28 protein-coding genes and 1 other RNA gene are annotated in these 25500 nt (G+C 64.3%); 14 read left to right on the forward strand and 15 right to left on the reverse strand.

What is annotated here, in order from left to right; all coding sequences use genetic code 11:
* Nucleotides 1–87: 87 nt before the first annotated feature.
* Both HRQ64_RS04790 and HRQ64_RS04795 read right to left on the reverse strand, forming a co-directional pair.
* Nucleotides 88–1026, reverse strand: a complete 939-nt coding sequence (locus HRQ64_RS04790) for a glyoxylate/hydroxypyruvate reductase A (RefSeq protein ID WP_172122409.1) — start codon at nucleotides 1024–1026, stop codon at nucleotides 88–90.
* A gap of 70 nt (nucleotides 1027–1096) precedes the next feature.
* The gene (locus HRQ64_RS04795) at nucleotides 1097–1969 is read right to left on the reverse strand and encodes a cytochrome c family protein (RefSeq protein ID WP_127751988.1); all 873 of its coding nucleotides are present in this window, start codon (nucleotides 1967–1969) and stop codon (nucleotides 1097–1099) included.
* A gap of 256 nt (nucleotides 1970–2225) precedes the next feature.
* Here HRQ64_RS04795 and HRQ64_RS04800 point away from each other — a divergent pair, with 256 nt between their 5' ends.
* The 5 genes from HRQ64_RS04800 (at nucleotide 2226) to HRQ64_RS04820 (ending at nucleotide 6314) form a co-directional block, all read left to right on the forward strand.
* The gene (locus HRQ64_RS04800; RefSeq protein ID WP_172122410.1) at nucleotides 2226–3062 is read left to right on the forward strand and encodes a prephenate dehydratase; all 837 of its coding nucleotides are present in this window, start codon (nucleotides 2226–2228) and stop codon (nucleotides 3060–3062) included.
* A gap of 47 nt (nucleotides 3063–3109) precedes the next feature.
* Nucleotides 3110–3952, forward strand: coding sequence for a 2,3,4,5-tetrahydropyridine-2,6-dicarboxylate N-succinyltransferase (dapD, locus tag HRQ64_RS04805; protein ID WP_172122411.1), 843 nt, complete (start codon nucleotides 3110–3112; stop codon nucleotides 3950–3952).
* Between the two features lie 84 nt (nucleotides 3953–4036).
* The gene (gene dapE, locus HRQ64_RS04810) at nucleotides 4037–5188 is read left to right on the forward strand and encodes a succinyl-diaminopimelate desuccinylase (protein WP_172122412.1); all 1152 of its coding nucleotides are present in this window, start codon (nucleotides 4037–4039) and stop codon (nucleotides 5186–5188) included.
* Nucleotides 5185–5727, forward strand: a complete 543-nt coding sequence (locus tag HRQ64_RS04815) for a hypothetical protein (protein ID WP_172122413.1) — start codon at nucleotides 5185–5187, stop codon at nucleotides 5725–5727. Before dapE ends, HRQ64_RS04815 begins: the two co-directional genes overlap by 4 nt.
* A 14-nt stretch (nucleotides 5728–5741) precedes the next feature.
* On the forward strand, nucleotides 5742–6314 hold the full coding sequence (locus HRQ64_RS04820; RefSeq protein WP_172122414.1) for a hypothetical protein: 573 nt from the start codon (nucleotides 5742–5744) through the stop codon (nucleotides 6312–6314).
* Here the strand turns inward: HRQ64_RS04820 and truA are convergent.
* From truA to def, 3 genes are all read right to left on the reverse strand, one after another.
* On the reverse strand, nucleotides 6311–7048 hold the full coding sequence (gene truA, locus HRQ64_RS04825) for a tRNA pseudouridine(38-40) synthase TruA (protein WP_172122415.1): 738 nt from the start codon (nucleotides 7046–7048) through the stop codon (nucleotides 6311–6313). The two genes, HRQ64_RS04820 and truA, sit on opposite strands and share 4 nt — an antisense overlap.
* A gap of 146 nt (nucleotides 7049–7194) precedes the next feature.
* Entirely contained in the window at nucleotides 7195–8115 is a 921-nt protein-coding gene (gene fmt, locus HRQ64_RS04830; protein ID WP_172122416.1) for a methionyl-tRNA formyltransferase, read from the reverse strand.
* Between the two features lie 124 nt (nucleotides 8116–8239).
* Nucleotides 8240–8755: a peptide deformylase gene (gene def, locus HRQ64_RS04835; RefSeq protein ID WP_127751996.1), complete on the reverse strand. Its 516-nt coding sequence runs from the start codon at nucleotides 8753–8755 to the stop codon at nucleotides 8240–8242.
* A gap of 119 nt (nucleotides 8756–8874) precedes the next feature.
* Between def and HRQ64_RS04840 the strand changes: the two genes are divergently transcribed.
* Genes HRQ64_RS04840 through HRQ64_RS04850 form a run of 3 tightly spaced genes read left to right on the forward strand, consistent with a single transcriptional unit; the run spans nucleotide 8875 to nucleotide 10134 of the window.
* Nucleotides 8875–9261 carry a GFA family protein gene (locus HRQ64_RS04840; RefSeq protein ID WP_172122417.1) on the forward strand — a complete coding sequence of 129 codons (387 nt, stop codon included), beginning with the start codon at nucleotides 8875–8877 and terminating at the stop codon, nucleotides 9259–9261.
* 49 nt (nucleotides 9262–9310) lie between these two features.
* Nucleotides 9311–9673, forward strand: coding sequence for a metalloregulator ArsR/SmtB family transcription factor (locus HRQ64_RS04845; protein WP_248307217.1), 363 nt, complete (start codon nucleotides 9311–9313; stop codon nucleotides 9671–9673).
* Nucleotides 9670–10134 (forward strand): SRPBCC domain-containing protein, encoded by a 465-nt coding sequence (locus HRQ64_RS04850; RefSeq protein ID WP_172122418.1) that lies wholly within the window; start codon nucleotides 9670–9672, stop codon nucleotides 10132–10134. Before HRQ64_RS04845 ends, HRQ64_RS04850 begins: the two co-directional genes overlap by 4 nt.
* Before the next feature lie 32 nt (nucleotides 10135–10166).
* On the opposite strand, the gene HRQ64_RS04855 is transcribed toward HRQ64_RS04850, so the two are convergent.
* On the reverse strand, nucleotides 10167–10406 hold the full coding sequence (locus HRQ64_RS04855; protein ID WP_172122419.1) for a hypothetical protein: 240 nt from the start codon (nucleotides 10404–10406) through the stop codon (nucleotides 10167–10169).
* 172 nt (nucleotides 10407–10578) lie between these two features.
* Here HRQ64_RS04855 and rmuC point away from each other — a divergent pair, with 172 nt between their 5' ends.
* Nucleotides 10579–11724 carry a DNA recombination protein RmuC gene (gene rmuC / locus HRQ64_RS04860; RefSeq protein WP_172122420.1) on the forward strand — a complete coding sequence of 382 codons (1146 nt, stop codon included), beginning with the start codon at nucleotides 10579–10581 and terminating at the stop codon, nucleotides 11722–11724.
* Between the two features lie 9 nt (nucleotides 11725–11733).
* Here rmuC and HRQ64_RS04865 read toward each other — a convergent pair whose 3' ends face one another.
* Complete coding sequence (locus HRQ64_RS04865; RefSeq protein ID WP_172122421.1) at nucleotides 11734–11952, reverse strand: DUF2945 domain-containing protein; 219 nt, start codon at nucleotides 11950–11952, stop codon at nucleotides 11734–11736.
* Between the two features lie 140 nt (nucleotides 11953–12092).
* Between HRQ64_RS04865 and HRQ64_RS04870 the strand changes: the two genes are divergently transcribed.
* A complete protein-coding gene (locus HRQ64_RS04870; RefSeq protein ID WP_172122422.1) occupies nucleotides 12093–12596 on the forward strand; it encodes a hypothetical protein in 504 nt (167 codons plus the stop codon).
* Here the strand turns inward: HRQ64_RS04870 and recR are convergent.
* From recR to ffs, 4 genes are all read right to left on the reverse strand, one after another.
* The gene (recR, locus tag HRQ64_RS04875) at nucleotides 12593–13189 is read right to left on the reverse strand and encodes a recombination mediator RecR (RefSeq protein WP_172122423.1); all 597 of its coding nucleotides are present in this window, start codon (nucleotides 13187–13189) and stop codon (nucleotides 12593–12595) included. The two genes, HRQ64_RS04870 and recR, sit on opposite strands and share 4 nt — an antisense overlap.
* Nucleotides 13190–13294: 105 nt before the next feature.
* Complete coding sequence (locus tag HRQ64_RS04880; RefSeq protein ID WP_172122424.1) at nucleotides 13295–13618, reverse strand: YbaB/EbfC family nucleoid-associated protein; 324 nt, start codon at nucleotides 13616–13618, stop codon at nucleotides 13295–13297.
* Nucleotides 13615–15432, reverse strand: a complete 1818-nt coding sequence (locus HRQ64_RS04885) for a DNA polymerase III subunit gamma/tau (RefSeq protein WP_172122425.1) — start codon at nucleotides 15430–15432, stop codon at nucleotides 13615–13617. The genes HRQ64_RS04880 and HRQ64_RS04885 overlap by 4 nt, the downstream gene beginning before the upstream one ends.
* A 64-nt stretch (nucleotides 15433–15496) precedes the next feature.
* Nucleotides 15497–15592, reverse strand: an RNA gene (gene ffs / locus HRQ64_RS04890) — signal recognition particle sRNA small type.
* A gap of 247 nt (nucleotides 15593–15839) precedes the next feature.
* On the opposite strand from ffs, the gene HRQ64_RS04895 reads away from it, so the two are divergent.
* The gene (locus tag HRQ64_RS04895) at nucleotides 15840–16691 is read left to right on the forward strand and encodes an LOG family protein (protein WP_248307218.1); all 852 of its coding nucleotides are present in this window, start codon (nucleotides 15840–15842) and stop codon (nucleotides 16689–16691) included.
* A gap of 115 nt (nucleotides 16692–16806) precedes the next feature.
* Nucleotides 16807–18228, forward strand: a complete 1422-nt coding sequence (gene sthA, locus HRQ64_RS04900) for a Si-specific NAD(P)(+) transhydrogenase (RefSeq protein WP_172122426.1) — start codon at nucleotides 16807–16809, stop codon at nucleotides 18226–18228.
* Here the strand turns inward: sthA and HRQ64_RS04905 are convergent.
* Nucleotides 18225–19070: a TIM barrel protein gene (locus tag HRQ64_RS04905; protein ID WP_172122427.1), complete on the reverse strand. Its 846-nt coding sequence runs from the start codon at nucleotides 19068–19070 to the stop codon at nucleotides 18225–18227. The two genes, sthA and HRQ64_RS04905, sit on opposite strands and share 4 nt — an antisense overlap.
* A 159-nt stretch (nucleotides 19071–19229) precedes the next feature.
* Here HRQ64_RS04905 and HRQ64_RS04910 point away from each other — a divergent pair, with 159 nt between their 5' ends.
* A complete protein-coding gene (locus HRQ64_RS04910; protein ID WP_172122428.1) occupies nucleotides 19230–20609 on the forward strand; it encodes an FAD-containing oxidoreductase in 1380 nt (459 codons plus the stop codon).
* A 5-nt stretch (nucleotides 20610–20614) separates the two neighbouring features.
* Here HRQ64_RS04910 and HRQ64_RS04915 read toward each other — a convergent pair whose 3' ends face one another.
* Both HRQ64_RS04915 and HRQ64_RS04920 read right to left on the reverse strand, forming a co-directional pair.
* Nucleotides 20615–21208: a YdcF family protein gene (locus HRQ64_RS04915; RefSeq protein WP_172122429.1), complete on the reverse strand. Its 594-nt coding sequence runs from the start codon at nucleotides 21206–21208 to the stop codon at nucleotides 20615–20617.
* Complete coding sequence (locus HRQ64_RS04920; RefSeq protein ID WP_172122430.1) at nucleotides 21199–22440, reverse strand: aminopeptidase; 1242 nt, start codon at nucleotides 22438–22440, stop codon at nucleotides 21199–21201. The genes HRQ64_RS04915 and HRQ64_RS04920 overlap by 10 nt, the downstream gene beginning before the upstream one ends.
* A gap of 630 nt (nucleotides 22441–23070) precedes the next feature.
* Here HRQ64_RS04920 and HRQ64_RS04925 point away from each other — a divergent pair.
* Nucleotides 23071–24879, forward strand: a complete 1809-nt coding sequence (locus HRQ64_RS04925) for an ABC transporter ATP-binding protein (RefSeq protein ID WP_172122431.1) — start codon at nucleotides 23071–23073, stop codon at nucleotides 24877–24879.
* 138 nt (nucleotides 24880–25017) lie between these two features.
* On the opposite strand, the gene HRQ64_RS04930 is transcribed toward HRQ64_RS04925, so the two are convergent.
* Nucleotides 25018–25443, reverse strand: a complete 426-nt coding sequence (locus HRQ64_RS04930; RefSeq protein WP_127752012.1) for an organic hydroperoxide resistance protein — start codon at nucleotides 25441–25443, stop codon at nucleotides 25018–25020.
* Between the last annotated feature and the right edge of the window lie 57 nt (nucleotides 25444–25500).

Genomic DNA, 25500 nt, shown 5'->3' on the forward strand with positions numbered 1-25500 from the left:
CCCCCGCGCAGCCTCGTAGAGGCTGTCGCGCCCTCGCGGTCCCCCGCGCAGCCTCGTAGAGGCTGTCGCGTCCCGCTAAGCCCGCTCCTAATACCCTCGCCCGCGGTCCACCACATTGCGCAGCGGCTTGCCCGCCTCGTGATCGGCAATCACCTGCGCAAAATAGGTGGCCCCGGTTTGCGGGTTGGAGATCGCCGCGATGTGTGGCGTGAGGTAGCAGTTGGGAATGTCCCAAAGGGGGCTATCAACCGGCAGTGGCTCGGTTTCGAACACATCCAGGCTCGCGGCCCCCAGCGTACCGTCGCCTAGCGCCGTGACGATGTCAGCCTCGCGCTGGTGCCCGCCTCGCGCTGCATTGACAATCGCCGGCCCACCATCGAGCTTGCCGCGCCGCAGCTTGCGGAAGGTTTCCATATTGAGGATGCCCGCGGTTTCAGGCGTCAGCGGCAAGAGGTTCACCAGAATATCGGTGCCGGCAAGAAAATCGTCGAACTGCTCGGCGCCCACGAATGCCTCAACCCCGTCCACCGATTTGGGCGTGCGGCTCCAGGCGCGCACCGCAAAGCCCAGCGGCACCAGGCGCCGCGCCGCATCCTGCCCAAGCACGCCCAGCCCCATGATACCGACGCAGGTTTCGCTGGCGGCGGGCGGGTAAAGCTGGCTCCAGCGCCGCGCCTTCTGGTCGGCCTGGAAGCGGCTATGGAGTCGGTGATGCATGGTCACCTGCGCCACCACATAATCGGTCATGCGCTGCGTCAGATCCTCGTCCACGAACCGGATCAATGGCACATCGGGCAGGCCGGGATGCTTGAGCAGCGCATCAACGCCCGCTCCGATCGAAAGCACCAGTTCCAAATTGTCGAGCCCCTCGAATGCATCGGGCTTGGGCTTCCACACCAGCAGGTAGCGTATGGCGGCCGGATCGAACCGGTCGCCGCGCCGCACCACCGGGTAATCGCCCAGCGCTGCCCGCAGGCGCTCGGCCCAGCCGGCCTCGTCCAGATCGGAAAGGTGCAGCAGCAGCATGAGAAGGTCCTGGGTTTAGACAAAAAGAAAGCCGCGCTTTAGGGCGCGGCTTGATGAAGGCTTGAACCGCTTACTGTGCGGCTGGGGGCGTGCCCGGATCGTTCGGCAGCGCTGGCGAAGGGGCCTGGGTCGGCGCCATCGGATTGGCCGGGGCCTGGTTCGTTGCGGGGGTGCCGCTGCCCGTCGGGGTGCCCACCACCGGTGATTCGGTCATGGTTTCCTCGGGTGTTTCCACCGCCGCATCGGGCGCCACTGGCACGGTGATGTTTTCGGGCGCGGTGCTGGCCGGATTGCTGGGCGCAACCGGATCTGCCGGCGCAACATCGGCTTCTTCGCCGGCCGGCTCTTCAGCCTGGGGCTCGGCGCCTGCCTCGGTTTCGGTCGCGGGCACATCCGCTGCCGGGAACGGCACCGGATCGGGCGACAGGGTCTGCAGGTAAGCCAGGATATCGGCACGCTCTTCGGGGCTGCGCACGCCGGCAAACGCCATCTTGGTGCCCGGCGCATAATCGCGCGGGCTGGTCAGGAAGGCGTCGAGATTCTCGTAGCTCCACACATCGCCCGCGGCGTTGTGGGCGATCAGGGCGTCGGAATAAGCAAAGTCTTCCACCGCGCCTTCGGGGCGGCCGACAACGCCATAAAGATGGGGGCCCTGCTTGTTGCCTTCGCCCTCGCCGAAATTGTGGCAGGACTGGCACTTGCGAACGGCGGTTGCGCCACGCGCGGGATCGGCGCTCGCCAGCAGCACGCCCAGGGGCGCTGCGGCTTCCGCCGGCCCTGCATCGGCCACCAGTTCGGTCGCTTCGGGTTCGGGAAGCGCATAGCCGGGGCCACGCCCTTCAATGGGGTGGTAGATGGCTTCAGCCACAAAGCTGGCACCCATGACAAACACCAGGGTGCCGAGTACGGCGCCCATGATCTTGTTAATCTCAAACGAATCCATGTGAAACTCTCTACCAGTCCATCCCCGAACGAACGATAGTCCAAGCGGGTTCAACTTGCGACTGCCTAAAGAAGCTGCCCTCAACCACCCGGTTCGCCGCGCGCGGAAGATAGTCGCAAAGCCCATCAAGGCGCAACTGCCCAATCCGGTGGTGCGACATTTCCCCCGCCCGGGCTCATTGCCGGGGCCTTGGCCGAATTGACACCCGCCGGGCTCGGGTTCAAAAGCTGCACCCACAGCCGAGCGGAGTGTATCGATGAGCAGGAAGATTGCGTTTCAGGGCGAAAATGGCGCCTTCAGCCATGCGGCGGCACGCAATGTGTTTCCTCTCGACGAAGTCATGGGTTGCGTGACCTTCGAGGAAACCCTGGCCGCGGTGCAAAGCGGGCGCGCCGATTTCGCCGTCGTGCCGGTGGAAAACTCACTTTATGGCCGCATCACCGACATCCACCACCTGCTGCCCCAGAGCGGGCTCTTCATCATCGGGGAAACCTATCTCCGGGTGGAAATGAACCTGCTGGGCCTTCCCGGCACGCAACTGTCCGATATTCGCGCCGTCCAGTCCCTGTCGGTGGCGCTTGGACAATGCCGCAAATTCATCGCCGACAACGGCTTTCGCACCATCAATGCGGTCGACACCGCGGGCTCGGCCCGCGAAGTGGCGCAAAAAGGCGACCCGACGCTGGCGGCGATCGCATCGCGTTTTGCCGGCGAGATCTACGGCCTCGACGTTCTGGCCTCCAATATCGAGGACGCCGACCACAACACGACGCGTTTCCTCGTCCTCTCGCGTGAGGAACGCCGCGCCGCTCCGGGCAACACCAAGACCACTTTCGTGTTCCGCGTGCGCAACGTCCCCGCGGCGCTTTACAAGGCGCTTGGCGGCTTTGCCACCAACGGCGTCAACATGACCAAGCTGGAAAGCTACATGGTCGGGGGCGCCTTCACCGCCACCCAGTTCTATGCCGATATCGAGGGCCATCCCACCGACCGGTCGGTGCAACTGGCCTTTGAGGAGCTCGGCTTTTTCACCGACCAGTTCCGCATTCTGGGCGTTTATCCTGCCAGTGATCACGCCAGCGCCCCGGCCTGAGGGCCCCGCCTTTCCCTTCACACCCCCTATCTTTCGAGAGTTCCCCCATGTCCCATGCCGATCTTGCCCGCATCATCGACACCGCCTTTGACAACCGCGCCGAGATCAATCCCGGCACCACAGGCGAAGTGCGTGACGCCGTCGAAACGGCGCTGAACCTGCTCGATAGCGGCCAGGCCCGCGTGGCCGAAAAGATCGATGGTGAGTGGCAGGTCAATCAGTGGCTCAAGCGCGCCGTGCTCCTGTCCTTCCGTCTTAATGACAACAAGGCCATGACCGGTGGCGCTGAAGGCTCGACCTGGTGGGATAAGGTGCCGACCAAGTTCGAAGGCTGGGGTGACAATCAGTGGCGCGATGCCGGCTTCCGCGCCGTGCCCGGCGCCATCGCCCGCAAGTCGGCCTTTATCGCCAAGAACGTCATCCTGATGCCGAGCTTTGTCAATTTAGGTGCCTATGTCGATGAAGGCACAATGGTCGACACCTGGGTCACGGTCGGCTCCTGCGCGCAGATCGGCAAGAACGTCCACCTCTCCGGCGGCGTCGGCATTGGCGGCGTGCTCGAGCCCCTGCAGGCGGCTCCTACCATCATCGAGGACAATTGCTTCATTGGCGCCCGTTCGGAAATCGTTGAAGGCGTTGTCGTTGGCGAAGGCTCGGTGATCTCCATGGGCGTCTTCATCGGCGCTTCCACCAAGATCGTCGATCGCGCCACCGGCGAAATCCATATCGGCAAGGTGCCACCTTATTCCGTAGTGGTTTCGGGCTCGCTCCCGGGCAAGCCCCTGCCCAATGGCCAGCCCGGCCCCAACCTTTACTGCGCCGTGATCGTCAAGACCGTGGACGCCCAAACCCGCTCCAAGACTGGCATCAACGAGCTCCTCCGCGATTAAGTCGCCAGCGCAGGCTCCTCCTTCCCCTCCCCCTCAATGGAGGAGGCAGGGTGGGGTGGGCCACGCTCTCGGAACCATCCCGATATGACCGACCCCGTTGACCTCCTTACCCGCCTGATCGCCTGCCCCTCGGTCACCCCCGAAGAGGCCGGCGCGCTCGACCTGCTCGGCGCCGAGTTGCAAAGTCTGGGCTTTTCGGTCCAGCGCCTGCGCTTTGAGGGCGACGGCTCCTGCCCGGTGGACAATCTCTTCGCGATGCGGGGGCAGGGCGGGCGCCGGCTCCTGTTCGCCGGCCACACCGATGTGGTGCCCCCTGGCGATCCAGCCCTCTGGACCAGTGACCCCTTCACCGCCCGCCACAGCGAGGGCAAGCTATATGGCCGCGGCGCCGCCGACATGAAGTCGGGCATTGCAGCCTTTGTCGCCGCGGCCGCCGCCATTCCCGCTGACGCCGGCACGATCATGCTCGCCATCACCAATGACGAGGAAGCCGACGCGGTCAACGGCACCGGCAAGCTCATGGCCTGGGCCAATGAACAGGGTCACCGTTTCGACTTCGCCCTGGTGGGCGAGCCGAGTTCCGCCGCCACCCTGGGTGACAGCATCAAAATCGGCCGGCGCGGCTCGTTCTCGGGCGTTGTCACCGTCGAGGGCACCCAGGGCCATGTCGCCTATCCGGAAAAGGCCAACAACCCGCTCCCCGTACTGTCCCGCATTGCTCTCGCCCTGAGCGAAACGCGCCTCGACACCCCGACCGAGCATTTCCCCGCCAGCAATCTCGAGCTCACCTCGATCGATGTGGGCAATCCCACCGCCAATCTGATCCCCGCCGCCGGGACGCTGCGCTTCAATATCCGCTTCAACGATGGCTGGACCCCCGACACCCTGGCACAATGGGTGCGCGAGCGCATCGCCGAGGTGGATCCCTCCGGCACCACCGTGCGGTTCGAGGTCATCGGCCGCCCCTCGCTGTCCTTCCTGTCCCCCCTCGGCGAGCATGTTGCATTGCTGTCGGACACCATCGCGGACTGCACCGGGCAGCGCCCGCAATATTCCACCGGCGGCGGCACTTCGGACGCCCGCTTCATTGCCCCCTATGGTCCGGTGGTGGAATGTGGTCTTGTGGGCCCCAGCATGCACAAGATCGACGAGCACATCGCCATCTCCGATCTCACCGGGCTGACCGAGATCTACACGCAATTCATGCGCCGCTTTTTTGCCGGTGCGGTTCCGTGAAGCTTTGGGCGGCGCTCACCCGGGCCTGGCGCGGCTGGATGCTGCTGCTGCGCGGTGACCCCGCCTGGTCGCAGCACTTCACCCTGACCAATGCAGGCCTCGCGGCCGCGCTGTCCATCTTCCTGTTTTTCGCCTTTCTGTCCGTCGCCTTCGCCTCCATGGGCGTTGGCATGCCCAGCATGATGGGCATCGCTTCGGCGCTGGTGGTGCAGGCGCTGTCCATCCTGGCGCTGCTGCTGGCCATCCAGATCACCAAGCGCGTTCTGGCCAGCCCGGCCGCGCTGCGCACTTTGCTGGTCCCCGGCATTTATGCGCTGGTGGCCTATCTTGTTGCCGGGACGGTGGTTTCCCTCATCGGCGGCCCCGCGCTGCTGCTGGTCTGGCTCGCGCTGGGCTATTTGCTTTATCGCCTCGGCCGTGTTGCGGCCGGCTGGAGCCGAGGCGTTTCGGTCGCATTTGCAGTTTTAACGATCGCGCTGCTTGTCGGCATGCCGGTGAGCCTTTACATGCTCCTGAACCCCGCCGCGTCCCCCCTATGATTGCCGAGTAACCATTGGCCCAGCCGACCACGAGTTTTCGCGATGAACTGGCCAGTGCGGCACGCGGCTGCTTTGCGCTCCTGACCGGCAACCGGCAGGCAGCAAGCTTTTTCGATTTCAGCCAGCGCGGCCTGATCGGCTCCTTTATTGCCTTCCTCCTGGCCAACGCGATCTCGGCCTTCGTGCCGCAATTGTTCGGCCTTGGGCTTGAGCCGGGCCTAGCCACCCGTGGCCTGCTGATGAATGGCGTGTTGTTCCTGCTTCAGGCGGCTCTCGCCTATGTGGTGCTGCGCCAGCTCGGGCGCACCGATGGCTTCGTGCCCTTCCTGGTCGCCGATAACTGGACCACGTTCTTTACTGCCTTCCTGTCGCTGCTCCTGCTGCTGGTGGGCGATGGCGGCGGCATTGCCTTTTTCGGCGTGATCATCGTCGTGATCATCATCGACATCAACATTGCCCGCCTGATCGTGACGCTCTCGCCCATGCAGGTGGCGATGTTCATCGTCGCCCAGCTGGTGGGCGCCAGCATCGGGCTGCTGCTGTTCTACGGCATGCTGATGCCGGCAGTGCCGCCGCCGCCCGTCTAGTAGTCGACCCCGGTCAGATACAGCCCGGCTGACGGCGCCATCGCCCCGCATTGACGCCGGTCTCGCGCATCGAGCACCTGGCGCAAGCGTTCCGGCGCCCATTTGCCCTCACCCACGAGCTTGAGTGAGCCCACCAGCGAGCGCACCTGGTGATGCAAGAAGCTCCTCGCACTCGCCACCACGACAATATGCTCGCCCTCGCGCCGCACATCGAGCCGGTCGAGCGTGCGCAGCGGCGACTTGGCCTGGCACTCAGCCGCCCGGAACGTCGTGAAATCATGCAGGCCCAGAATGCCCTGCGCCGCTTCGTGCATCGGCTCGGCTTGGAGCGGCATGGGCAAGTGCCACACATGGTTGCGCTCGATCACCGCCGGCGCCCGTCGATTGAGGATACGGTATTCGTAATGGCGCGCGGTGGCGGAAAACCGCGCTTCAAAGCTCTCGTCCACCGCTGCGGCCGATATCACCGCCACCGGATGGGGCCGCAAGTGATAATTGAGCGCCTCGCGCACCCGGAACGGGTCCCATGCGCGCGAAAGGTCAAAATGCGCCACCTGGCCCAACGCATGCACCCCCGCATCGGTGCGCCCGGCCGCTTGCGTCACCACCCGCTCGCCCGAAAAGCGCTCGATGGCGTCTTCCAGCACGCCCTGCACGCTCAGCCGGGCCGGCTGCACCTGCCAGCCCGAAAACGGGGTGCCGTCATATTCCAGAACGAGCTTGAACCGCGCCATGGCTCAGCACCGGCCCAAGGTCTGGCCTCCCCGCCCCCTTGAGGGGAGGGGCCGGGGGAGGGGGTCCATCAGTGACCCACAAGGCCACCCTCCACCCCGGCCCTCCCCCTCAAGGGGGGAGGGAGCACAAATCTCGAAGTTCGCGATCAACTGAGCATCCTCGGCAGCGCACCGGCGCCGCGCAGAAACGTCGCCGCATCCATCGCGGTCTTGCCTTCGCGCTGCACCTGGACGAGCCGCACGGCGCCAGTCCCGCAGGCAATGGTCAGCTCCGGCAATACCGTGCCGGGCGCCCCTGATCCTGCCGCGAGGGTCGAGCGCAGCGCCTTGACGCGCACCGGCTTGCCCCCGAGCTCGATCTCGAACCAGGCGCCGGGAAAGGGCGAAAGGCCGCGAATATGGTTGTGCACCTCCGCGGCCGGCCGCGACCAGTCGATCCGGGTTTCCCCCTTTTCGATTTTTTTGGCATAGGTCACGCCAGCTTCGGGCTGCGGGGTGAAATCAAGGCTGCCGCGCTCGAGCGCCGCCAGCGCCCGGCCCATCAAATCGGCGCCAACCCGCATCATCGTATCGTGCAATTCGCCCGCCGTGGTGTCGGGGCCGATGGGGATCACTTCGCCCAGGGCGACAGGCCCGGTGTCGAGCCCTTCTTCCATGCGCATCACCATGACGCCGGTTTGCGTGTCCCCGGCCATGATCGCGCGCTGCATCGGCGCCGCGCCCCGCCAGCGCGGCAACAGCGAGCCATGCAGGTTAAGGCAGCCCTCACGCGGCGCTTCCAGAATGGGCTTGGGCAGAATGAGCCCATAGGCCACCACCACCGCGAGATCGGCATCATGGAGCGCAAATACGCCCTGCTCGTCGGGGCCCCTGAGTGAGCGCGGCGTCAGCACGGGAATGCCCATCGCTTCCGCCGCCAGATGCACCGGCGACTTGCGCTCGGCCTGCCCGCGCCCGGCTGGCTTTGGGGCGCGCGTATAAACTGCCACCACCTCATGCCCGCTCGAAACGATCTCGGACAGGGTCGGCACGGCAAATTCGGGCGTGCCCATGAAAACAACGCGCATCGGCAAACTCCTGGGCACGCCTACAGCTTCGGTAGACTTTTAGATGATCGGTCTGCTGCGCTCCTGCAGTAGACCTCATGGTGAGGTGCGCAGCGCAGCCTCGAACCACGTGGTCGTGGTGCGGCTACCCCGCGGCGCGCTTGGCGGCCTTGTCGAACTTCTTGATCACCCGGTCGCGCTTGAGGCGGCTGAGATAGTCGATGTAAAGCACGCCATCGAGATGATCGATCTCGTGCTGGATGCAAACGGCCAGCTTGCCATCGGCATCCCGAACCACTTCATTGCCATCCAGATCGGTGTACTTCACCGTCACCGCGTCAGGCCGCTCCACTTCATAGTAGAGCTCGGGGATCGACAGGCAGCCTTCTTCGGTCACCTGGATCTGGTCGGAAACCTTGGTGATCTCGGGATTGATCATCACCAGCGGATCGGGCGTTTCGCCTTCGCCCGCCAGGTCCATGACCACGATGCGCTTCATCACCCCGATCTGGGGGGCGGCAAGACCAATGCCGGGCGCGTCATACATGGTATCCAGCATGTCCTTGGCCAGCGTCTTGATCTCCTCGTCCACCTCGGGGATGGCGTCGGCGACGGCACGCAGCCGCTGGTCGGGCAACACAAGAATGGGGCGGATAGCCATGTTAATTCGTCCAGGCAAAATGGGAATTGTTCCCGATATGGTATTTTCGGCGCTTCCGGTCAACTGCGCTGGAACCCCGCCAAGGCCGTTCCGTTGCCGCAACAGGGAGGAATAACGCCATGCCAACAACCTATCAGGGTGGTTGCCGCTGTGGCGCGGTGCGCTACCAAGTGACGGGCGAACCGCTCAAAGTCGGCCTTTGCCATTGCACCGACTGCCGGCGCGAAACCGGCAGCACCTTTTTGTATTATGCCGACTGGCCGGTCGATCGCTTCTCGGTCACCGGCACTTACGCCACTTTTGAGGGGCGCAGCTTTTGCCCCCAATGCGGCGCGCCGCTCTTCCACCTCGACGAAACCGGCGCTGAAATCGTGCTGGGTTCGCTCGATCAGGTCCCGGCCGCCTTCGTGCCCACCCGCGAAGGCTGGATCAAGCGCCGCGAACCCTGGCTCACACCGGTGAAGGGCGGGGGTCAGTTCGAGCAAGACCCACCGCACGCCGCCTGAGCGCCACTTACTAACGCGCAACAGGTTTAGTTTGCCAAGTGGTGAACTGATGTCTATAGTTCACCACATGGAGAACTTTGACCCAGCCCTTGACGGAGCCTTTCACGCCCTTGCCGACCCGACCCGGCGGGCGGTGCTGCGCCAGCTGCTGGCTGGCCCCAAGCCGGTCAAGCAACTGGCCGAGCCCTTCGCCATGGGTCTGCCCGCCTTTCTCAAGCATTTGCGGGTGCTTGAGGAGACCGGTTTGATCGCGACGGAAAAAACCGGCCGTATTCGCACCTGCCGCATCGAGCCCGAGCGGCTGCTGCAAGCCGAAAGCTGGCTGGCCGAGCAACGCGCATTCTGGAGCGCCGGGGCGGATCGGCTCGCGGCTTATGTCGAAAACCATCTGGCCGAGGAGCCAAATCCATGACTGTTTGCGACAACGAACTCACCATTACTCGCTTCATCAACGCAGCGCCCGCCAAGGTCTGGACCGCTTGGAGCCGGCCGGAGCATCTCGCGCGCTGGTGGATCCCGGCGCCCATCGAATGCGAGGTGGTCAAGCTCGATCTGCGCCCCGGCGGCGGCTTTGAAACCCGGATGCGCGAAGGGGAGGGGCCATTCCAACCCCATGTGGAAGCCTGCTTTCTCGAGGTTTTGCCCGAGCAGCGCCTGGTCTGGACCACGGCCCTGGCCGAAGGCTGGCGTCCCACCGAGCCATGGCTGGCGCTGACGGCGATCATCACCTTTACGCCCGAAGGGCCGGGCACCCGCTATTCCGCTCGTGTCCTCCACGCCGCCGATAGCCACAAGCACGCCGAACTGGGCTTTGATGAAGGTTGGGGCACCACCATTGATCAGTTGGCCGCTTACGCCGGGGAGCTCGACTGAATTGCGCGAACTGGTCGGCAGCGCCCACGCCGCTATTTCAGGGGCCGGATGGCAAAGCTCAGCGCCAGTTGCAGGATCGGCTCACCTTCTTCATTGCGCACCCACATGGTGATGTTCTTTTGCGGGTAGGCCCCGGGAATATGGTCCTTGGCCAGTTCCGCCAGGGCGCTTGAGGCTTCGTCGCGCGCGGCGTGGTCACTAGCCAGGTCAGAGCCGATCTCGTCCCTGAACAAGACGTCACCATCATCGGTATCAAAGAAATATAGTGGCATGGCTCTCTCCTGGCTCCACCCGCAACGCGCCGGGGGGGTGGGAGTAGGCATTCCCTAAACCTGTGTTGTTGCCCCGTAAAATCCGGGTCACTCCCCCCGCAACTGGTCGCCAGTTGGCGCCGCGCCGCACAAGAACATAGGAGGAACGCCCGAATCGTCCTAAACCAGCAGCATGGACAGCCCGCTTCTTGTTTTCGGCCAATTCGCAGTCACTCCGCTCCAGGCGCTCGCGGCGGGTGGCGGGCTCATCGTCCTGCTGCTGCTGGTGCTCGTGCTGGCGGCGCTGCGCACCGGGCAAGCGCGAGCGGCGGAAACTGCGGCGGTGCTGGCGCGCTCGGAAGCCATGGAGCGCCATCTCGCCGGGCTTATGCAGGTGCAGTCGGAGATGACGGGCCGCATGCAAACCATGTCCGAGATCTTTGGCTCGCGCACCTCCGATCTGGCGCGTCTGGTCAACGAGCGGCTCGATTCCACCTCTCAACGCGTCGGCCAGGCCCTGCAGGAAACCCGCGCCAAGACCGATGAGGGCTTGTCAAAGCTCCATGAGCGCCTCGCGGTCATCGATCGCGCCCAATCCACCATGACCTCGCTCTCGAGCGAGATCGTGTCGCTGCAATCCATTCTGGCCAACAAGCAAACCCGCGGCGCTTTCGGGCAGGGGCGCATGGAAGCGATCATTGCCGATGGGCTGGCGCCCAACAGCTATTCCTTCCAGACTACGCTTTCCAACAACAGCCGCCCCGATTGCCTCGTGCTCATGCCCAATGGCGCACCGAGCCTCGTGATCGATGCCAAGTTTCCGCTCGAAAGCTGGCAGCGCCTCGGCATGGCTGACTCACCCGAAACCTTGCGCGCCGCGCAAACCCAGTTTCGCGGTGATATCGGCGTGCATGTGAAGGCAATTGCGGAGAAATACCTCATCGCGGGGGAAACCCAGGACACCGCCTTCATGTTCGTGCCCTCCGAATCCATCTTTGCCGATATTCACGAGCATTTCCCCGATGTGGTGCAAAAGGCGGCGCGCGCCCGCGTCGTCATCGTCTCGCCCGCGCTCCTGATGCTCTCGGTGCAGGTGATCCAGGCCCTCTTGCGCGATGTGCGCATGCGCGAACAGGCCCATTTGATCCAGGGCGAGGTGCGCGAATTGCTGGCCGATCTCGGGCGCCTCGACGAGCGGGTCAATAAGCTGCAGACCCATTTCAACCAGGCCAGCCGGGATATCGGCGATATCCTCACCTCCACCGGCAAGATCAACAAGCGCGGCGAGCGCATCGACGCCATGGATTTCGAGGAACAACCCCGGCTGGCCGGCGAGTAAGCCCGCGGCTTACTTCGGTTCCAGCTCGCTGGCGCTTTTGAGCACCTCGTCGCCATCCTCCTGCCGGATCAAAAAGGCCGGTTCCTCCTGGCTGGCATTGCGCGTCACCTCGGCGCCTTTGATGGTGCGGGTGACCTTATCGGTGAACCGCTCCACGATCGTGCCTTGTGCCGTGCTGCCGGCCCAGTTCCACGTCACTTTCGTGCCCTTGTGCAATGCCTTGCTCATCAACCGCTCCTTGCGTTGATCCAGCAACGAGCCGGCCGGCGCCCCGTTGCAGTCCCCCCAAGCAGTTGATCGGTGCAGTGAACCCGCGCTCGCTCCGGCGCGTTGTGTGCTTCGAACACTCTCGCTCAAGGAAGCAAGCCATGCCCACAAACCATCCCGGCTCTATCCTGCCGCAGGACACCGCACCGGCCGATGCCGTCGACGAAGTCATTGTCGGCCAACCGATCAGCCAGGATGAGGTGGACGACCTGCTTTATGGCGAGGACCGCCCGGCGGGCGAACGCGTTGATCGCCTGCGCGAACTGGCCGACCAGATCCGCGCCCGCCAGGCCGGCGATCTTGCCACCAATCCCGATACCGATCCGCTGCTCGACGAAATCGATCGCGCCATTGCCGAACTCTCGGGCTCGCTGGCCGATGCCGACGACGAATTCGACTATGGCAATGCCACGGGCGTTCTGGCGCAGGATCCCGAGGACCACCTCGATGCCCTCTCGCCCGATGATGTGGATGGCCGCGCCGCCATCACCGGGGAAGCGGCCGACAGCGCTCCCTTCGATGATGACGAAGACGAGCCCGAGCCGCTCGATGAAACCGAATGGGAAGAAGGCGACGGCTTTGATCCCGACAAGGGCGTCCGCTAAACCAGCGTGCGCGCCTTGAGCGCCTGGCTCAACGTGCCTTCATCGAGATAATCGAGCTCCCCGCCCACGGGCACCCCGTGGGCGAGGCGCGTCACCTTGGTGGTGCCATGCCCCAGCCGGTCGGTGATGTAATGGGCGGTGGTCTGCCCCTCGACCGTCGCATTGATCGCGAGCACGATCTCGCTGAACTCGGGTGCCCGCGCCAGCAGGGCCTCGATCGAAAGATCATCGGGCCCGACGCCATCGAGCGGCGACAACACGCCCCCGAGCACATGGTACTTCACCGCGCCGACGCCGGCGCGCTCGAGCGCCCAAAGGTCGGCCACGTCTTCCACCACCAGCAGCATGCCGCTTTCGCCCCGCCGCGGATCGGCGCAGATGGCGCAGGGGCTTTGCGTATCGACATTGCCGCACACTTCGCAGGTGCGCACCGCCACGACGGCCCGGTCAAGCGCCGCCGAGAGCGGGATCATCAGCTGATCCTTTTTCTTGATCAGCTGCAGCACCGCCCGTCGCGCCGAACGCGGCCCCAGGCCCGGCAAGCGCGCCATCAGCTGGATCAGCTGTTCAATCTCGGGTCCGCCGCTCGCCATCAACATCATTCCTGCCCCGACGCCCGGTGGGCGAAGAGGTGGCGCCACGCGCCGCAACGGGATCGGCGCGGGAATGCCCCGCGCCTTCACATCAGTCCAACAAACCTAGAACGGCAGCTTCATGCCCGGAGGCAGCGGCAGGCCGGAGGTGACTTCGGCCATCTTGCGCTGCATTTCGGCTTCCGCCTTGCTCTTGGCATCGTTGTGCGCGGCCACGATCAAATCCTCAAGAACCTCGACATCGTCGTCCTTGAACAAGCTCGGATCGATGGTGACGCCGCGCATCTCGCCCTTGCCATTGAGCGAGACGGTGACCATGCCCGCGCCCGCCTGGCCTTCCACCACGAGGTCGCCGAGCTCGGCCTGCATGGCCTCCATCTTGCTCTTCATCTCGGTGGCGGCCTTCATCATGCCCATGATGTCTTTCATTCCTCGTCCTCTTCTGCTGGCGGGGGGGCCGCATCGGCCTCGGGCGCGACGGCATCGTCACGCAATTTCACATTCACGACCTTCGCACCCGGAAAGGTCTCAAGTATGGCCTGCACCAGCGGATCTTCATGCGCCGCCGCATGCGCCGCCTTTTGCCGCTCCTGCTGCTCCTGCCGGAACGTGAGGCCTTCGGGCGGCTTGCTCGATACGGTCACCAGCCACCGCGAACCCGTCCATTGCTGCAGCCGCGCCGACAACATGGCGATGACACCGGGATCGGCGCCTTCGGCCAGCGCCACCTCGATCTGTCCTTCGCTGAACGACACGGGCCGCATCTGCGATTCCAGCGCCAGCTTGAGCAGCACGTCCCGCTTGGCGCCCGCCAGCGCAATCAGTTCGCGATAACTGCCCACCTTGGCCATGGCCGGGGGCGGCGGGGGAGCGGGCTGCACGGTTTCGGGCGGCTGCGTCGCCACCAGCACCGGCTGCGCCAAAGCTTGGGGCGCATCCTCAGGGGAGGGCAGGGGCCGAGACACGGCCGGCTCGTTCTGGAAGGCTGGCGGCGCCTCAACGCGCATCGCCTGCCCGCCACCACCACCGCTCGGAGCACGCCCATAGGCGCCGCCCGGCGACAGCGCCGGCGCGGGGGCAGGCTGGTTGGCCAGCTTGGCAATCAACTCGTCGGGCGTCGGCAGATCGGCCGCATAAGCCAGGCGCACCAGCACCATTTCGGCGGCCTGCAGGGCATTGTTGGCCCGCCCCACTTCTTCGTGGCCCTTGAAGAGGATCTGCCAGGCCCGCGACAGCGCCCGCATCGGTAGCCGCCCGGCATATTCGGCCCCGCGCACGCGCTCGTCGGGGGTCAGCGACAAATCCTCGCCCGCCGCCGGCACCACTTTGATGCGCGTTACGAGATGGGTGAAATCGGCAAGATCGGCCATCAGCGTTTGCGGATCGGCCCCGAGGTCATAAAGCGAACGCAGCGTTTGCAGCGCGTCCCCGATCCGCCCGGCCATCACTTCTTCAAAGAGGTCGATGATCCGCGACCGGTCCCCCAGCCCCAGCATCGCCTTGACCGTCGCCGCCGTCACCGCCCCATCGCCATGGGCGATCGCTTGGTCGAGGAGCGAAAGATTGTCGCGCGCCGAGCCTTCACCGGCCCGCACGATCATGGCGAGCGCCTCGGGCTCGAACCCGATCCCTTCCTGCTCGAGGATCGATTGCAGATAGGCCGTCATCACCTCGGGAGTGATCCGCCTGAGGTCGAACCGCATGCAGCGGCTCAGGATGGTCACCGGCACCTTGCGGATCTCGGTGGTCGCGAAAATGAACTTCACATAGGGCGGCGGCTCTTCGAGCGTCTTGAGCAGCCCGTTAAAGGCCGCTGTCGAGAGCATATGCACTTCGTCGATCACATAGACTTTGAACGGCGCCGAAACCGGGCCGTACTTAACCGAGTCGATGATCTCGCGAATGTCGTTGATGCCGGTATTGGACGCGGCATCCATCTCCACCACATCGACATGGCGCCCCTCAATGATGGCGCGGCAATGCTCGCCCTCGACCGAGAGGTCAAGCGTGGGGTGCCGCCCGCTCGCATCCTCATAGTTGAAGGCGCGCGCGAGAATCCGTGCTGTCGTGGTCTTGCCCACGCCGCGCACGCCGGTCAGGATAAAGGCGTGGTGGATGCGGTTCTGCTTGAACGCATTGCCCAGCGTCTGCACCATCGCGTCCTGCCCCACGAGGGTCGAGAAGTCGCGCGGGCGATATTTGCGGGCCAGCACCAGATAAGGCGAGGTTTGAGCGTCCGCCATCCTGCCCTCCAATGCATGGTGAAAAAGGAAAAAACCGGGGAGCCGCTGGCTCAGCTCGGGAATAAATAGGAGGCTGGCAACGACCCGTGCAGGTCTCGTTGGGGCTGCTTCCTTCCGGACCTGACCCGGTTGGCGAGGAACACGTCCGCGCCAACCTCCCGAGGCGCTATATGCGAATAAATGGCCGTAAAGGCAAGGGGCAAGACCGGTGCAGCGCGCCCTTGATCCGCGCTCGCGCGCGGCTCGAAGGCGACCAATCTGCCCGCCGCTGCGGCCATCGTCTTCAAGATCGGGTCCAAATACCTATATGATAAGGGCGCAGCCCTTTGCGGGGTGCGACCCTTTACCCCGCGTTCCCCGCCCGCTTAACTCACCACAAAACCCAACTGCCCGTATCGGAGCTTTTCTTGGCCAGACGCCGTCCCACCCCGTTGCGTACCTCTCAGGAGGATATTGACGCTTCCCAGCGCGCTCCCAATACGCCCCAGACCCAGTCATCCGCATTCCGCCTGGCTTTCGCCGATGACGACTTTCTCACCTCCGAGGACATCCGCGGCGTCCGCTTCCAGCTGGAATATCTGAAACCCGAGTTCCGTCTGCGCGAAGCGGGGATCAATTCCACCGTGGTCCTGTTTGGTGGTGCGCGCATTCCCGAGCCCGGCAAGCCGGCCTGGGCCGCCAAGAACCAGACCCAGAAAACCAATCTGGAAGCCGCCTCGCGCTACTATGATGTGGCGCGCGATTTCGCGCGCCTTGCCTCGGAAACCTCGCGCAGCCTTGATTTCAAGGAATTTGTGGTGGTGACCGGGGGCGGCCCGGGCGTCATGGAAGCGGGCAATCGCGGTGCGGCCGATGTGGGCGCGCCCTCCATCGGGCTCAACATCGTTCTGCCCCATGAGCAGGCGCCCAATCTCTTCGTCACGCCGGAATTTTCGTTTAACTTTCATTATTTTGCCACGCGCAAGATCCATTTTCTCCTGCGCGCTAAGGCAGTCGCGGTGTTCCCCGGCGGCTTTGGCACGCTTGATGAATTCTTCGAGGCGCTGACCCTGATCCAGACCGGCCGCATGGCCCGGGTGCCGCTCTTGCTGTTTGGCGCGAGCTTTTGGAGCAAGGTCATCAATTTCGAGGCGCTGGCGGAAGCCGGAACCATCTCGCCCAATGATCTTGAACTGTTCAACGTGGTCGACACCGCCCAGGAGGGCTGGGACGTGGTGCAAAAGTTTTATGACCTGCCCGCCCCGGTTGCGGCGCTCTGACCGGAGCGCCGCCCGCCTAGCCCGCACTCTTAACGTTCTCGCGCCGCTTCGTCTTGCCCGTCCTGCCCTGGAAGGGTGAAATCGCCTCCCGTCACCGGCACCTCAAGGAGTCTTCATGGACCATTATGATATCGTGGTGATCGGCAGCGGCCCCGCCGGCCGCCGTGCCGCCGTGCAGGCAGCCAAGCTCGGCCGCTCGGTGCTGGTGGTGGAAAACCGGCTGCGCCTCGGTGGCGTTTCGGTCCATACCGGCACTATCCCTTCGAAAACCCTACGCGAAACCGTGCTCAACCTTTCGGGTTGGCGCGAGCGCGGCTTTTATGGTCTCGCCTATCGGGTGAAAAAGGAGATCGAGGGCAAGGATCTCGGCTCGCGCCTGCGCAAGACGCTCGATTACGAGATCGAAGTGCTCGAGCATCAGTTCGCCCGCAATGGCGTGCGCACCTTTGGCGGCATGGCGCGCTTCCTTGATACCAACCGGATCAGCGTCACCGACCCCGATGGCGAAGAGCACGTCTTTTCCTTTGATTACGCCGTGATCGCCGTAGGCACCACCCCTTATCGCCCCGCCAATATCCCCTTCAACGACCGCTCCGTAGTGGATAGCGATAGCCTCGTGTTTGAGCCGCGCGTACCCAAGAGCCTGACCGTGGTCGGGGCCGGCGTGATCGGCATCGAATACGCCACCATCTTTTCGGCGCTCGATGTGCCCGTCACCATCATCGAGCCCAAGGACACCATTCTCAATTTCATCGATCGCGAGATCATCGAGGAGTTCACCCACGAACTGCGCCAGCGCGGCGTCACCCTGCGTCTCGGAGCCAAGGTCGATCAGGTCGAGCTCGATTCCGTGGGCTGGCCGATCGCGATCCTCGCCGACGGGCGCCGCATTCGCTCCGACATGCTGCTTTATGCGGCCGGCCGCTCTGGCGCGACCGCCAATCTGGGGCTCGAAAACGCTGGCATCACCCCGCAGGATCGCGGCCGCCTCAAGGTCGACCCTGCCACCTTCCAAACCAATGTGCGCAACATCTATGCCGCCGGCGACGTAATCGGCTTTCCCTCGCTCGCCTCTACGTCCATGGAGCAGGGGCGGATTGCGGCCCTTCATGCCTGCGGCGCGGCCATGCACCCCGCTCCCGAGTTCTTCCCCTATGGCATCTATGCCGTGCCCGAGATTTCAACTGTTGGGCTCACCGAGCAGCAGGTGCGCACGCAAGGCATTCCTTATGAAAGCGGCGTGGCGCGCTTCCGCGAAACCTCGCGCGGCCACATCATGGGCTTGCAGTCGGGCATGATGAAAATGATGTTTTCGCTCGAGGACCGCAAATTGCTGGGCGTCCACATCGTGGGGGAGGGCGCGACCGAGCTCATTCATATCGGCCAGGCCGTGCTCAATCTGGGCGGCACGCTCGACTATTTCGTCGAGAATGCCTTCAATTACCCGACCTTGGCCGAAGCCTACAAGATCGCCGCGCTGGACGCCTGGAACCGCATGCCGCGCCAGACCACCCCGCTCGCGGCCGCCTTGCCCTAGACCTCTTCTTCGTGCTCGGACCAGCCGATCACGAAGTCCCGCTCATGGCGCAAGCCGTCCCATTCGCGCAGCACGTCATTGTCATAAATCAGGGTATAGGGGCCGCGGTAACCGGCATTTTCGGCCGCAACGATGCAGGCGGAGTAATCCGCCTCATCGAGAACCCCAATATCTGAGAAATGCGCCTTGGCATGGCAGAGCTCCGCCCGCCCCGCGATGGATGCCAGCGCCTCGTATTTGCCCGGCCCCGACCAATTGCCAAAATCCATCAGCAATCCAACGCGTCCGTCCAGTTGATCGAGCAGCCAATGCACCTGCTGCGGCGTCGGCAACAGGTCAAACCAGTTCTCGGTCACGAGCCGCACCGATGAGCCCGCATTGCGATCAGCGAGGATGCGCAGCGCAGCCACCGAGCGATCCAGCGCCGCCATGGTCGGCTTTTGCTTGCCGGCAATCACCCGGGCATTGTCTGCGCCCAGTGTATTGGCGACTTCGATCCAGCCGGCAATCCAGTCCCGGTCGCGATCGCCATGCACGGGATCGGTGATGTCGCCGGCATCGATCAACAGGGTCTGCAGCCGCACATCCGAGACCGCAAGGCTCGCCCGCAGTTCTTCCAGATAAATCGGATCGCGGCTGCGCAGGTGAAAGGACACCAATTCGAGCCGATGATAACCATGCCGCTTCAGCGCGGATGGCAGGTCGAGCAGGGTTTCGCTGCCCTCCCCATAGGTCAGCTCCTCCCTCCCCACTTCATTGCGGGTCAGATCATGGGGATAGGTGCTGCCCAGCAGCCGGTGCAGCGACCAGCTCGAAACGGCAATTCGCTCTTCGGGGGTCATGCAACAACACTCCTCTTGGGTCCCCGAACACTGGCCCGCGGGGACAACGGGTGCAAGCCGGATCGGGGTGACTGGCTATCGCCCGCTTAACCACGCCGGCCCGGGGGCTGGCGGCTCCGCCCATCCCGCACTAAGCTGATGGGCAGCAAGGGGGTTCCCATGGCCGAGCAGTTTGATGCCATCATCATCGGGGCCGGCCAGTCCGGACCGTTCCTGGCCGCGCGGCTCGCCGAGGCCGGGCACAAGACGGCCCTGGTCGAGCGCACCCATCTCGGTGGCACTTGCGTCAATGATGGCTGCACCCCGACCAAGACCCTCGTCGCCAGCGCCCGCGCCGCCTGGATGGCCCGCCATGCCGTCGATTATGGTGTCGTGCTCGACGGCCCGGTCCGCGTCGACATGCGGGCGGTCAAGGCGCGCAAGGACAAGGTCGTCAATGCTTCCGTGCAAAGCCTGACCGACTGGCTCGGCAACACGGAGGGGCTCGAACTCATCACCGGCTCCGCCCGCTTCGTCTCGCCCACTGAGATCGAGGTCAACAACCGCCGCCTCACCGCCCCGCGCCTTTTCATCAACACCGGCGCCCGGCCCAGCATCCCCGATTGGCCGGGGATCAAGGACGTGCCCTATCTCACCAACACCACCATCCTCGAGCTCGATACGCTCCCCGAGCATCTGGTGATTGCGGGCGCCAGCTATGTGGCGCTCGAGTTTGCCCAGATCTATGCGCGCTTTGGCGCCAAGGTCACGATCCTCGCCCGCGGCGACCGTCCCGCCAGCCGCGAAGACCCCGACATCTCCGCCGCCATCCGCCAGATCCTCGAGCGCGACGGCGTCCAGTTCCTCCTCGACACGGAAGTGCAGTCCGTCCGTCCTGACGGCCCCGGCATCGCCCTTTCCCTGCGCGGCCCCGATGGCGAGCACACGCTCTCGGGCAGTCATCTCCTCCTCGCGCTCGGCCGCACCCCCAACAGCGAAGACCTCGACCTCCCCGCCGCCGGCCTCCAAGCCGACAAGCACGGCTATATTCCCGTCGATGATCACCTGCGCACGGCGGTACCCGGCATCTGGGCCATGGGCGACATCAACGGCCGCGGCGCCTGGACCCATACCTCCTACAACGAGTTCGAGATCGTCGCCGACAACCTCCTCGATGGCGGCACCCGTTCCATTGCCGGCCGCACCACCGTCTACGGCCTCTTCATCGACCCGCCCCTGGGACGCATCGGCATCGGCGAAAGCGAAGCGCGCAAGCTCGGCCGCCCGGTGCTCAGTGCCACCATGCCCATGAGCAAGGTCGCCCGCGCCCGCGAGCGCGGCGAAACCGAGGGGCTGATGAAGGTCTTTGTCGATGCGCAAACCCAGCGCATCCTCGGCGCCGCGATCCTCGGCATCCGCGGCGACGAGGTGGTGCAATCGCTGCTGCAGCTGATGACCGGCGATCTGCCCTACACTTCGATGACGCAGACGATGCACATCCACCCCACCGTCACCGAACTCTTGCCGACCCTCCTTGCCGGCCTCAAGCCGCTGGATTAGCCCCGCTACATCCCCGTCACGAGATACTGCGCCATGAACCACACTTCCTTGGCCAAAAACGGCACCTGGGTTTGCCAGCTGCGATAGCGCGTCGTGGGCGTCGGCGAGGGTCTGGCGATAACGCCCAGCCGGTCCGCGATCATGATTGCGCGGCGCATATGGATGGGGTCCGACACGATCAACACGCTGCCGATCCCATGCGCTTCCAGCACCGCCTTGCCAAAGGCGAGGTTCTCGATCGTCGTGCGCGATTGATCCTCGAGCACAACATCGCCCTCGGGCACGCCGCGCGACACGAGCCAGCGCCGGCTGGCCTCTGCCTCGGTCAAATCATCCTCGGGGCTGAGGCCGCCCGTTACCACGATCTGTCTGACTTGCCCGCGCTGGTGCAGCTCCTGGGCATGGCGCAGCCGCTCCTCGAGCACCGGCGTCGGCCGCTCCCCGATCACCGCTGCCCCCAGCACCAAGGCGGCGTCAGCGGGCTCGGCCGAGCTCGCTTCGCCATAGCGCCAGATATCGAAAGCCATGCCGCCGCACACCAGCACCAGCAAGAGGCTTGCGGCGATGATGGCGCGGTAAACGCGCCGGGCTAGGCCCATTCGCCCCCGCGCATAACCGGCTCGCGCGAGCCATCGGCATGCACGCCATCGATGTCGATCTTGTCCGAGCCGATCATCCAGTCGATATGGATATTGGAGCTGTTGCCGCCCTGGGCATTGATCTGCTCCTGGCTCAAATCCTTGCCACCCACGAAACAATCCGAATAGCACTGGCCCTGCGCGATATGGCAGGAAGCGTTTTCGTCATAAAGCGTGTTGAAGAACAGGATCCCCGACGCCGAAATCGGCGAGGAATGGGGCACCAGCGCCACTTCACCCAAGCGACGAGCGCCCTCATCGGTGTCGAGCACCTTGTTGAAGATATCCTGCCCCTTGGATGCCTTGAGCTCCACCAGCCGCCCGCCTTCAAACCGGCCCTGCATCTCCTCGATCAGCGCGCCATTATGCGACAGCGGCTTGGTCGCCGCCACATAACCATCCACGCGCATGCGGTGCGGCGTCGTGAACACTTCTTCGGTGGGGATATTGGGGTTGCAGGTGATGCCGTTCTTGGCTTCCGAGGCGCCGCCCTTCCAGCGATGCCCATCGGCAAGGCCCACCGTCAAATCGGTGCCTGGCCCGGTATAATGCAGGGCCGAAAACGCCTTGCCATTGAGCCAGGTCCAGCGGCGCTTGAGATTGGCATTGTGCTCGGCCCAGGCGGCGATCGGATCGGGCTGGTCGACGCGGCTCGCGGCAAAGATGGCGTCGGCGAGCTTGCTCACCGCCACTTCCTCGCTGTCATGGGGGAACACCAGCTTGGCCCAGGCCGCGCCCGGATAGGACACGATGTTCCAGTTGATGTCGAAGCCGGTGATCAGCTGCAGCGCCGGCTTGTAGGCCGCCGAATTGGCGCGATTGGCCCGGCCCACCTTGTCGGGATCCTGGCCCGCCAGCATCATCGGATTGTCGCCTGAGATCGCCAGCCGCGCTGCGTTGTTCTTGAAGGCATCGGCCATGCCCTGGTAGAGCCAGCCCGCGGCGCGATCAAAGCTCGCCTCATTGCCGTATTTGTAGCGCGCGAGCGTTGCTTCCTCATCGGCATAGATCGTGGTCACGAGCCCGGCGCCTGCCTTATAGGCATGCTCGGTGATCCGGCGCACCAGCGGCACCGCGCTCAGCGGCGCCGTCATCACCAGGTCCTGGCCGGGCTGCAGCTGCAGGCCCACCTTGATGGCAACTTGCGCCAGTTTGTCGAGCTTGACGGGATCGATGGGGCCATTGGTGGTCATGGAATAAAACCGAAGCAGTGAACAACAGCGGCCAAACTACCCGCTCCCACCGCGCCCGGCCAGCCAAAACGCTACTCCGTTTGATCTAGATCAAGAAGCGCATCTCCCGCCGGGGCTAGAACCCTCTCCAGAAACAACGGAGAGCCGGAAATGACCATTCTCATCGTCGCTGCAATTGTTGCCATGTTCGCAGCCTTCATGGCAGCCCTGGCTTATGGCGAATACACCACCGACACGATCTGATTTTCTCGGCTGGGCACTCTGTATCGAGCCCCCGGCACTCCCACCCGACCAGCGGCGCGGCTTCCCTTCCCGGAAGCCGCGCCGTTGTTTTTTTGCCCCTCACCTTGCCACCCCTCACATTGGCGTGAGTTTTGGCTCTTGGCAAAACGCGGCTCTTCCTCTAAGAACCATCCCCTGTTCCGGGCCAGGGAGGCGTTGCATGACAGTATCGATCACCGTTTCCCCATCGGGTCGACGCTAGTTTAGGCGTTGCCCGGGCTGCCCCTCGCGGCGCCGCTTATTCCGCCACAACCTCATGTCTTGCCCCGGGGCCTTTAAGCCCTTCCGGTTGTGCGTTTTTCCCATTGCCATCGAGGACCGGTGCGCCAACGCCGCCGGAAACCCCCAATGTCGTCAAACAAGCTTCCTTTCCGCGCCGATGCCTTTCGCGACGTGCTCGGCTTCACCTTTGCCCACTGGCGGGGCCAGCCCTGGCGCATCGCCACCATCGCGACCCTCGTTCTGCTGGCAACGCTGGCCGAAGCGCTGACCCCCATTTTTGCCGGGCGCCTCGTTGATGCCGTGGCCTCGGGTTCGGGGCAGGACGAGAGCTTCTGGTGGACGGCGGTGATCGCCTTTTGGACCATGGTCGGGCTCTATCTGAGCTCGGTCGTGCTGCGCCAGCTCGTTTACTTCAACATCATTCCCTTCACCCTGCGCATCATGAGCAATGTGGTGAACACCGCTTTTCATCGGGTGCAGCGCTTCTCGACCGATTGGCACGCCAACAGCTTTGCCGGCTCCACCGTGCGCAAGATCACGCGGGGCAATGGCGCCATCGATCTGCTCAACGATACGCTGCTGGTCGCCCTTTGGCCCTCGCTGCTGATGCTGATTGGCGCCACCGTCATCTTGGGCCTGGCCTGGCCGGTCATGGGCCTTGTCGTCGGCATCGGCTCGATCATTTTTGTCACTGTTACCGTGCTGATGTCGGTCAATTTCGTGGCTCCCGCCGGCGCCCTTGCCAATGCCTGGGATACCCGTATGGGCGGCGCGCTGGCCGACGCGGTCAGCTGCAATTCGGTGGTCAAGGCGTTCGGCGCCGAGGAGCGCGAGGAGCGCCGGCTTGAAAGTGTCGTCGCCAAATGGCGCTCGCGCACCCGCCGGGTCTGGACGCGTGGCACGATCAATGGCGGCGTGCAGGGCGCCATGATGGCGCTGATGCAGGCCGCGGTCCTCGGCACGGCCCTGCTGCTCTGGCGCCAGGGCGCCGCTTCGCCGGGCGACATCACCTTTGTCCTCACCATGTTCTTTGTGCTGCAGGGGCATCTGCGCGATGTCGGCCAGCACATCCGCAACCTGCAGCGCTCGGTCAACGACATGGAAGAACTGGTGCGTCTCAATCACGAGCCGCTCGGTATCGACGACAAGCCGGGCGCCAGACCCATCCGCATCACTGCGGGTGCGATTGAGTTCGACCACATCACCTTCCAGTACGGTTCGCACCAGACTGCGCTCTACCGCGATTTCTCGGTCGAGATCGCGCCGGGCGAACGGGTGGGTCTCGTGGGTCATTCGGGCTCGGGCAAGACCACTTTCGTCAAGCTGATCCAGCGCCTTTATGACGTCAATTCGGGCGCCATTCGCATCGATGGGCAAAACATCGCCGACGTGCAGCAATCCTCGCTGCGCGGCCAGATCGCCATTGTGCAGCAGGAGCCGATCCTGTTTCACCGCACCCTGGCCGAAAACATCGCCTATGCCCGTCCCGGTGCCAGCCGCGCCCAGATCGAGCAGGCTGCCCGCCAGGCCAGCGCCCATGATTTCATCATGAACCTGCCCAAGGGCTACGAGACCATGGTGGGCGAGCGGGGCGTCAAGCTCTCGGGCGGCGAGCGCCAACGCGTGGCCATCGCTCGGGCATTCCTCGCCGATGCGCGCATCCTCATCCTCGATGAAGCGACCTCGAGCCTCGATAGCGAAAGCGAAGTGCTGATCCAGCAGGCCATGGAACGCCTGATGGTCGGCCGCACGACCCTTGTCATCGCGCACCGCCTCTCAACGGTACGCGCCCTCGATCGCCTCCTCGTCTTCGACAAGGGCCGCATCGTCGAGGAAGGCACCCACGACCAGCTGATCACCCTCAAAGCCGGCATCTACCGCCGTCTCTTCGAACGCCAGGCCCTCGAACTCACCAAAGGCCTCAAGATCGCCTGAGGAAAGCGCGGCAATCACCCAGCTCCAAGCGGTCGATCACCGCTGATCGGGAGCGTCACCCTCCCCTCGGGAGAGGGACGGGGTGGGGGGAACGAGAGGCCCAAACCTCATCGCCCCACACCCCTTCAAAACTCAAAACTACTCGACTTCGAGCGTTACCTCAAAACCCTTGCGCGACACTTCGCTATAAGGGCAGATCACATGGGCGCGCTGCACCACATCCTCGGCGGTGGCCTTGTCGAGCCCCGGCAGGTGCACTTTGAGCGCCGCCTGGATCCAGAAACCCTCACCGTCTTCGCGGTCCCGGAAGCTGACTTCCGCCGTCACCGTCGAATCCTCGCTGATCGGGGTCTTGGTCTTGCGCGCCGCACCCTTTATCGCGCCCAGAAAGCAGGCCGAATAGCCCAAGGCAAACAACTGCTCGGGATTGGTGCCACGCGCACCGTCGCCACCCAGTTCCTTGGGTGTGGTCAGCGTCACATCGAGCACGCCATCATCGGTCGCGCCGTGGCCGGAGCGGCCGCCGGTGGAAGTGGCGCGGGCGGTGTACATGATCTTCGTCATTGCTTTTGATCCTTTGCTGGGTCGAGCCCCAAGCTTAGTCTGTCCAGTGCTTGCCGT

It is taken from the genome of Devosia sp. 919 (genome assembly GCF_013185965.1).
Lineage (GTDB): Bacteria > Pseudomonadota > Alphaproteobacteria > Rhizobiales > Devosiaceae > Devosia.

Coding starts and splice junctions, on each gene's coding strand:
- HRQ64_RS04865 (WP_172122421.1), bottom strand. CDS start 11,952: ATGAGCAAGGCATTGCACAAGGGCACGAAAGTGACGTGGAACTGGGCC.
- recR (WP_172122423.1), bottom strand. CDS start 13,189: ATGGCGAGCGGCGGACCCGAGATTGAACAGCTGATCCAGCTGATGGCG.
- HRQ64_RS04910 (WP_172122428.1), top strand. CDS start 19,230: ATGGCCGAGCAGTTTGATGCCATCATCATCGGGGCCGGCCAGTCCGGA.
- HRQ64_RS04845 (WP_248307217.1), top strand. CDS start 9,311: ATGTCTATAGTTCACCACATGGAGAACTTTGACCCAGCCCTTGACGGA.
- HRQ64_RS04925 (WP_172122431.1), top strand. CDS start 23,071: ATGTCGTCAAACAAGCTTCCTTTCCGCGCCGATGCCTTTCGCGACGTG.
- sthA (WP_172122426.1), top strand. CDS start 16,807: ATGGACCATTATGATATCGTGGTGATCGGCAGCGGCCCCGCCGGCCGC.
- truA (WP_172122415.1), bottom strand. CDS start 7,048: ATGGCGCGGTTCAAGCTCGTTCTGGAATATGACGGCACCCCGTTTTCG.
- def (WP_127751996.1), bottom strand. CDS start 8,755: ATGGCTATCCGCCCCATTCTTGTGTTGCCCGACCAGCGGCTGCGTGCC.
- HRQ64_RS04840 (WP_172122417.1), top strand. CDS start 8,875: ATGCCAACAACCTATCAGGGTGGTTGCCGCTGTGGCGCGGTGCGCTAC.
- HRQ64_RS04880 (WP_172122424.1), bottom strand. CDS start 13,618: ATGAAAGACATCATGGGCATGATGAAGGCCGCCACCGAGATGAAGAGC.
- HRQ64_RS04870 (WP_172122422.1), top strand. CDS start 12,093: ATGCCCACAAACCATCCCGGCTCTATCCTGCCGCAGGACACCGCACCG.
- HRQ64_RS04915 (WP_172122429.1), bottom strand. CDS start 21,208: ATGGGCCTAGCCCGGCGCGTTTACCGCGCCATCATCGCCGCAAGCCTC.
- dapD (WP_172122411.1), top strand. CDS start 3,110: ATGTCCCATGCCGATCTTGCCCGCATCATCGACACCGCCTTTGACAAC.
- HRQ64_RS04790 (WP_172122409.1), bottom strand. CDS start 1,026: ATGCTGCTGCTGCACCTTTCCGATCTGGACGAGGCCGGCTGGGCCGAG.
- HRQ64_RS04855 (WP_172122419.1), bottom strand. CDS start 10,406: ATGCCACTATATTTCTTTGATACCGATGATGGTGACGTCTTGTTCAGG.
- HRQ64_RS04905 (WP_172122427.1), bottom strand. CDS start 19,070: ATGACCCCCGAAGAGCGAATTGCCGTTTCGAGCTGGTCGCTGCACCGG.
- HRQ64_RS04920 (WP_172122430.1), bottom strand. CDS start 22,440: ATGACCACCAATGGCCCCATCGATCCCGTCAAGCTCGACAAACTGGCG.
- HRQ64_RS04930 (WP_127752012.1), bottom strand. CDS start 25,443: ATGACGAAGATCATGTACACCGCCCGCGCCACTTCCACCGGCGGCCGC.
- fmt (WP_172122416.1), bottom strand. CDS start 8,115: ATGCGCGTTGTTTTCATGGGCACGCCCGAATTTGCCGTGCCGACCCTG.
- rmuC (WP_172122420.1), top strand. CDS start 10,579: ATGGACAGCCCGCTTCTTGTTTTCGGCCAATTCGCAGTCACTCCGCTC.
- HRQ64_RS04885 (WP_172122425.1), bottom strand. CDS start 15,432: ATGGCGGACGCTCAAACCTCGCCTTATCTGGTGCTGGCCCGCAAATAT.
- HRQ64_RS04800 (WP_172122410.1), top strand. CDS start 2,226: ATGAGCAGGAAGATTGCGTTTCAGGGCGAAAATGGCGCCTTCAGCCAT.
- dapE (WP_172122412.1), top strand. CDS start 4,037: ATGACCGACCCCGTTGACCTCCTTACCCGCCTGATCGCCTGCCCCTCG.
- HRQ64_RS04795 (WP_127751988.1), bottom strand. CDS start 1,969: ATGGATTCGTTTGAGATTAACAAGATCATGGGCGCCGTACTCGGCACC.
- HRQ64_RS04850 (WP_172122418.1), top strand. CDS start 9,670: ATGACTGTTTGCGACAACGAACTCACCATTACTCGCTTCATCAACGCA.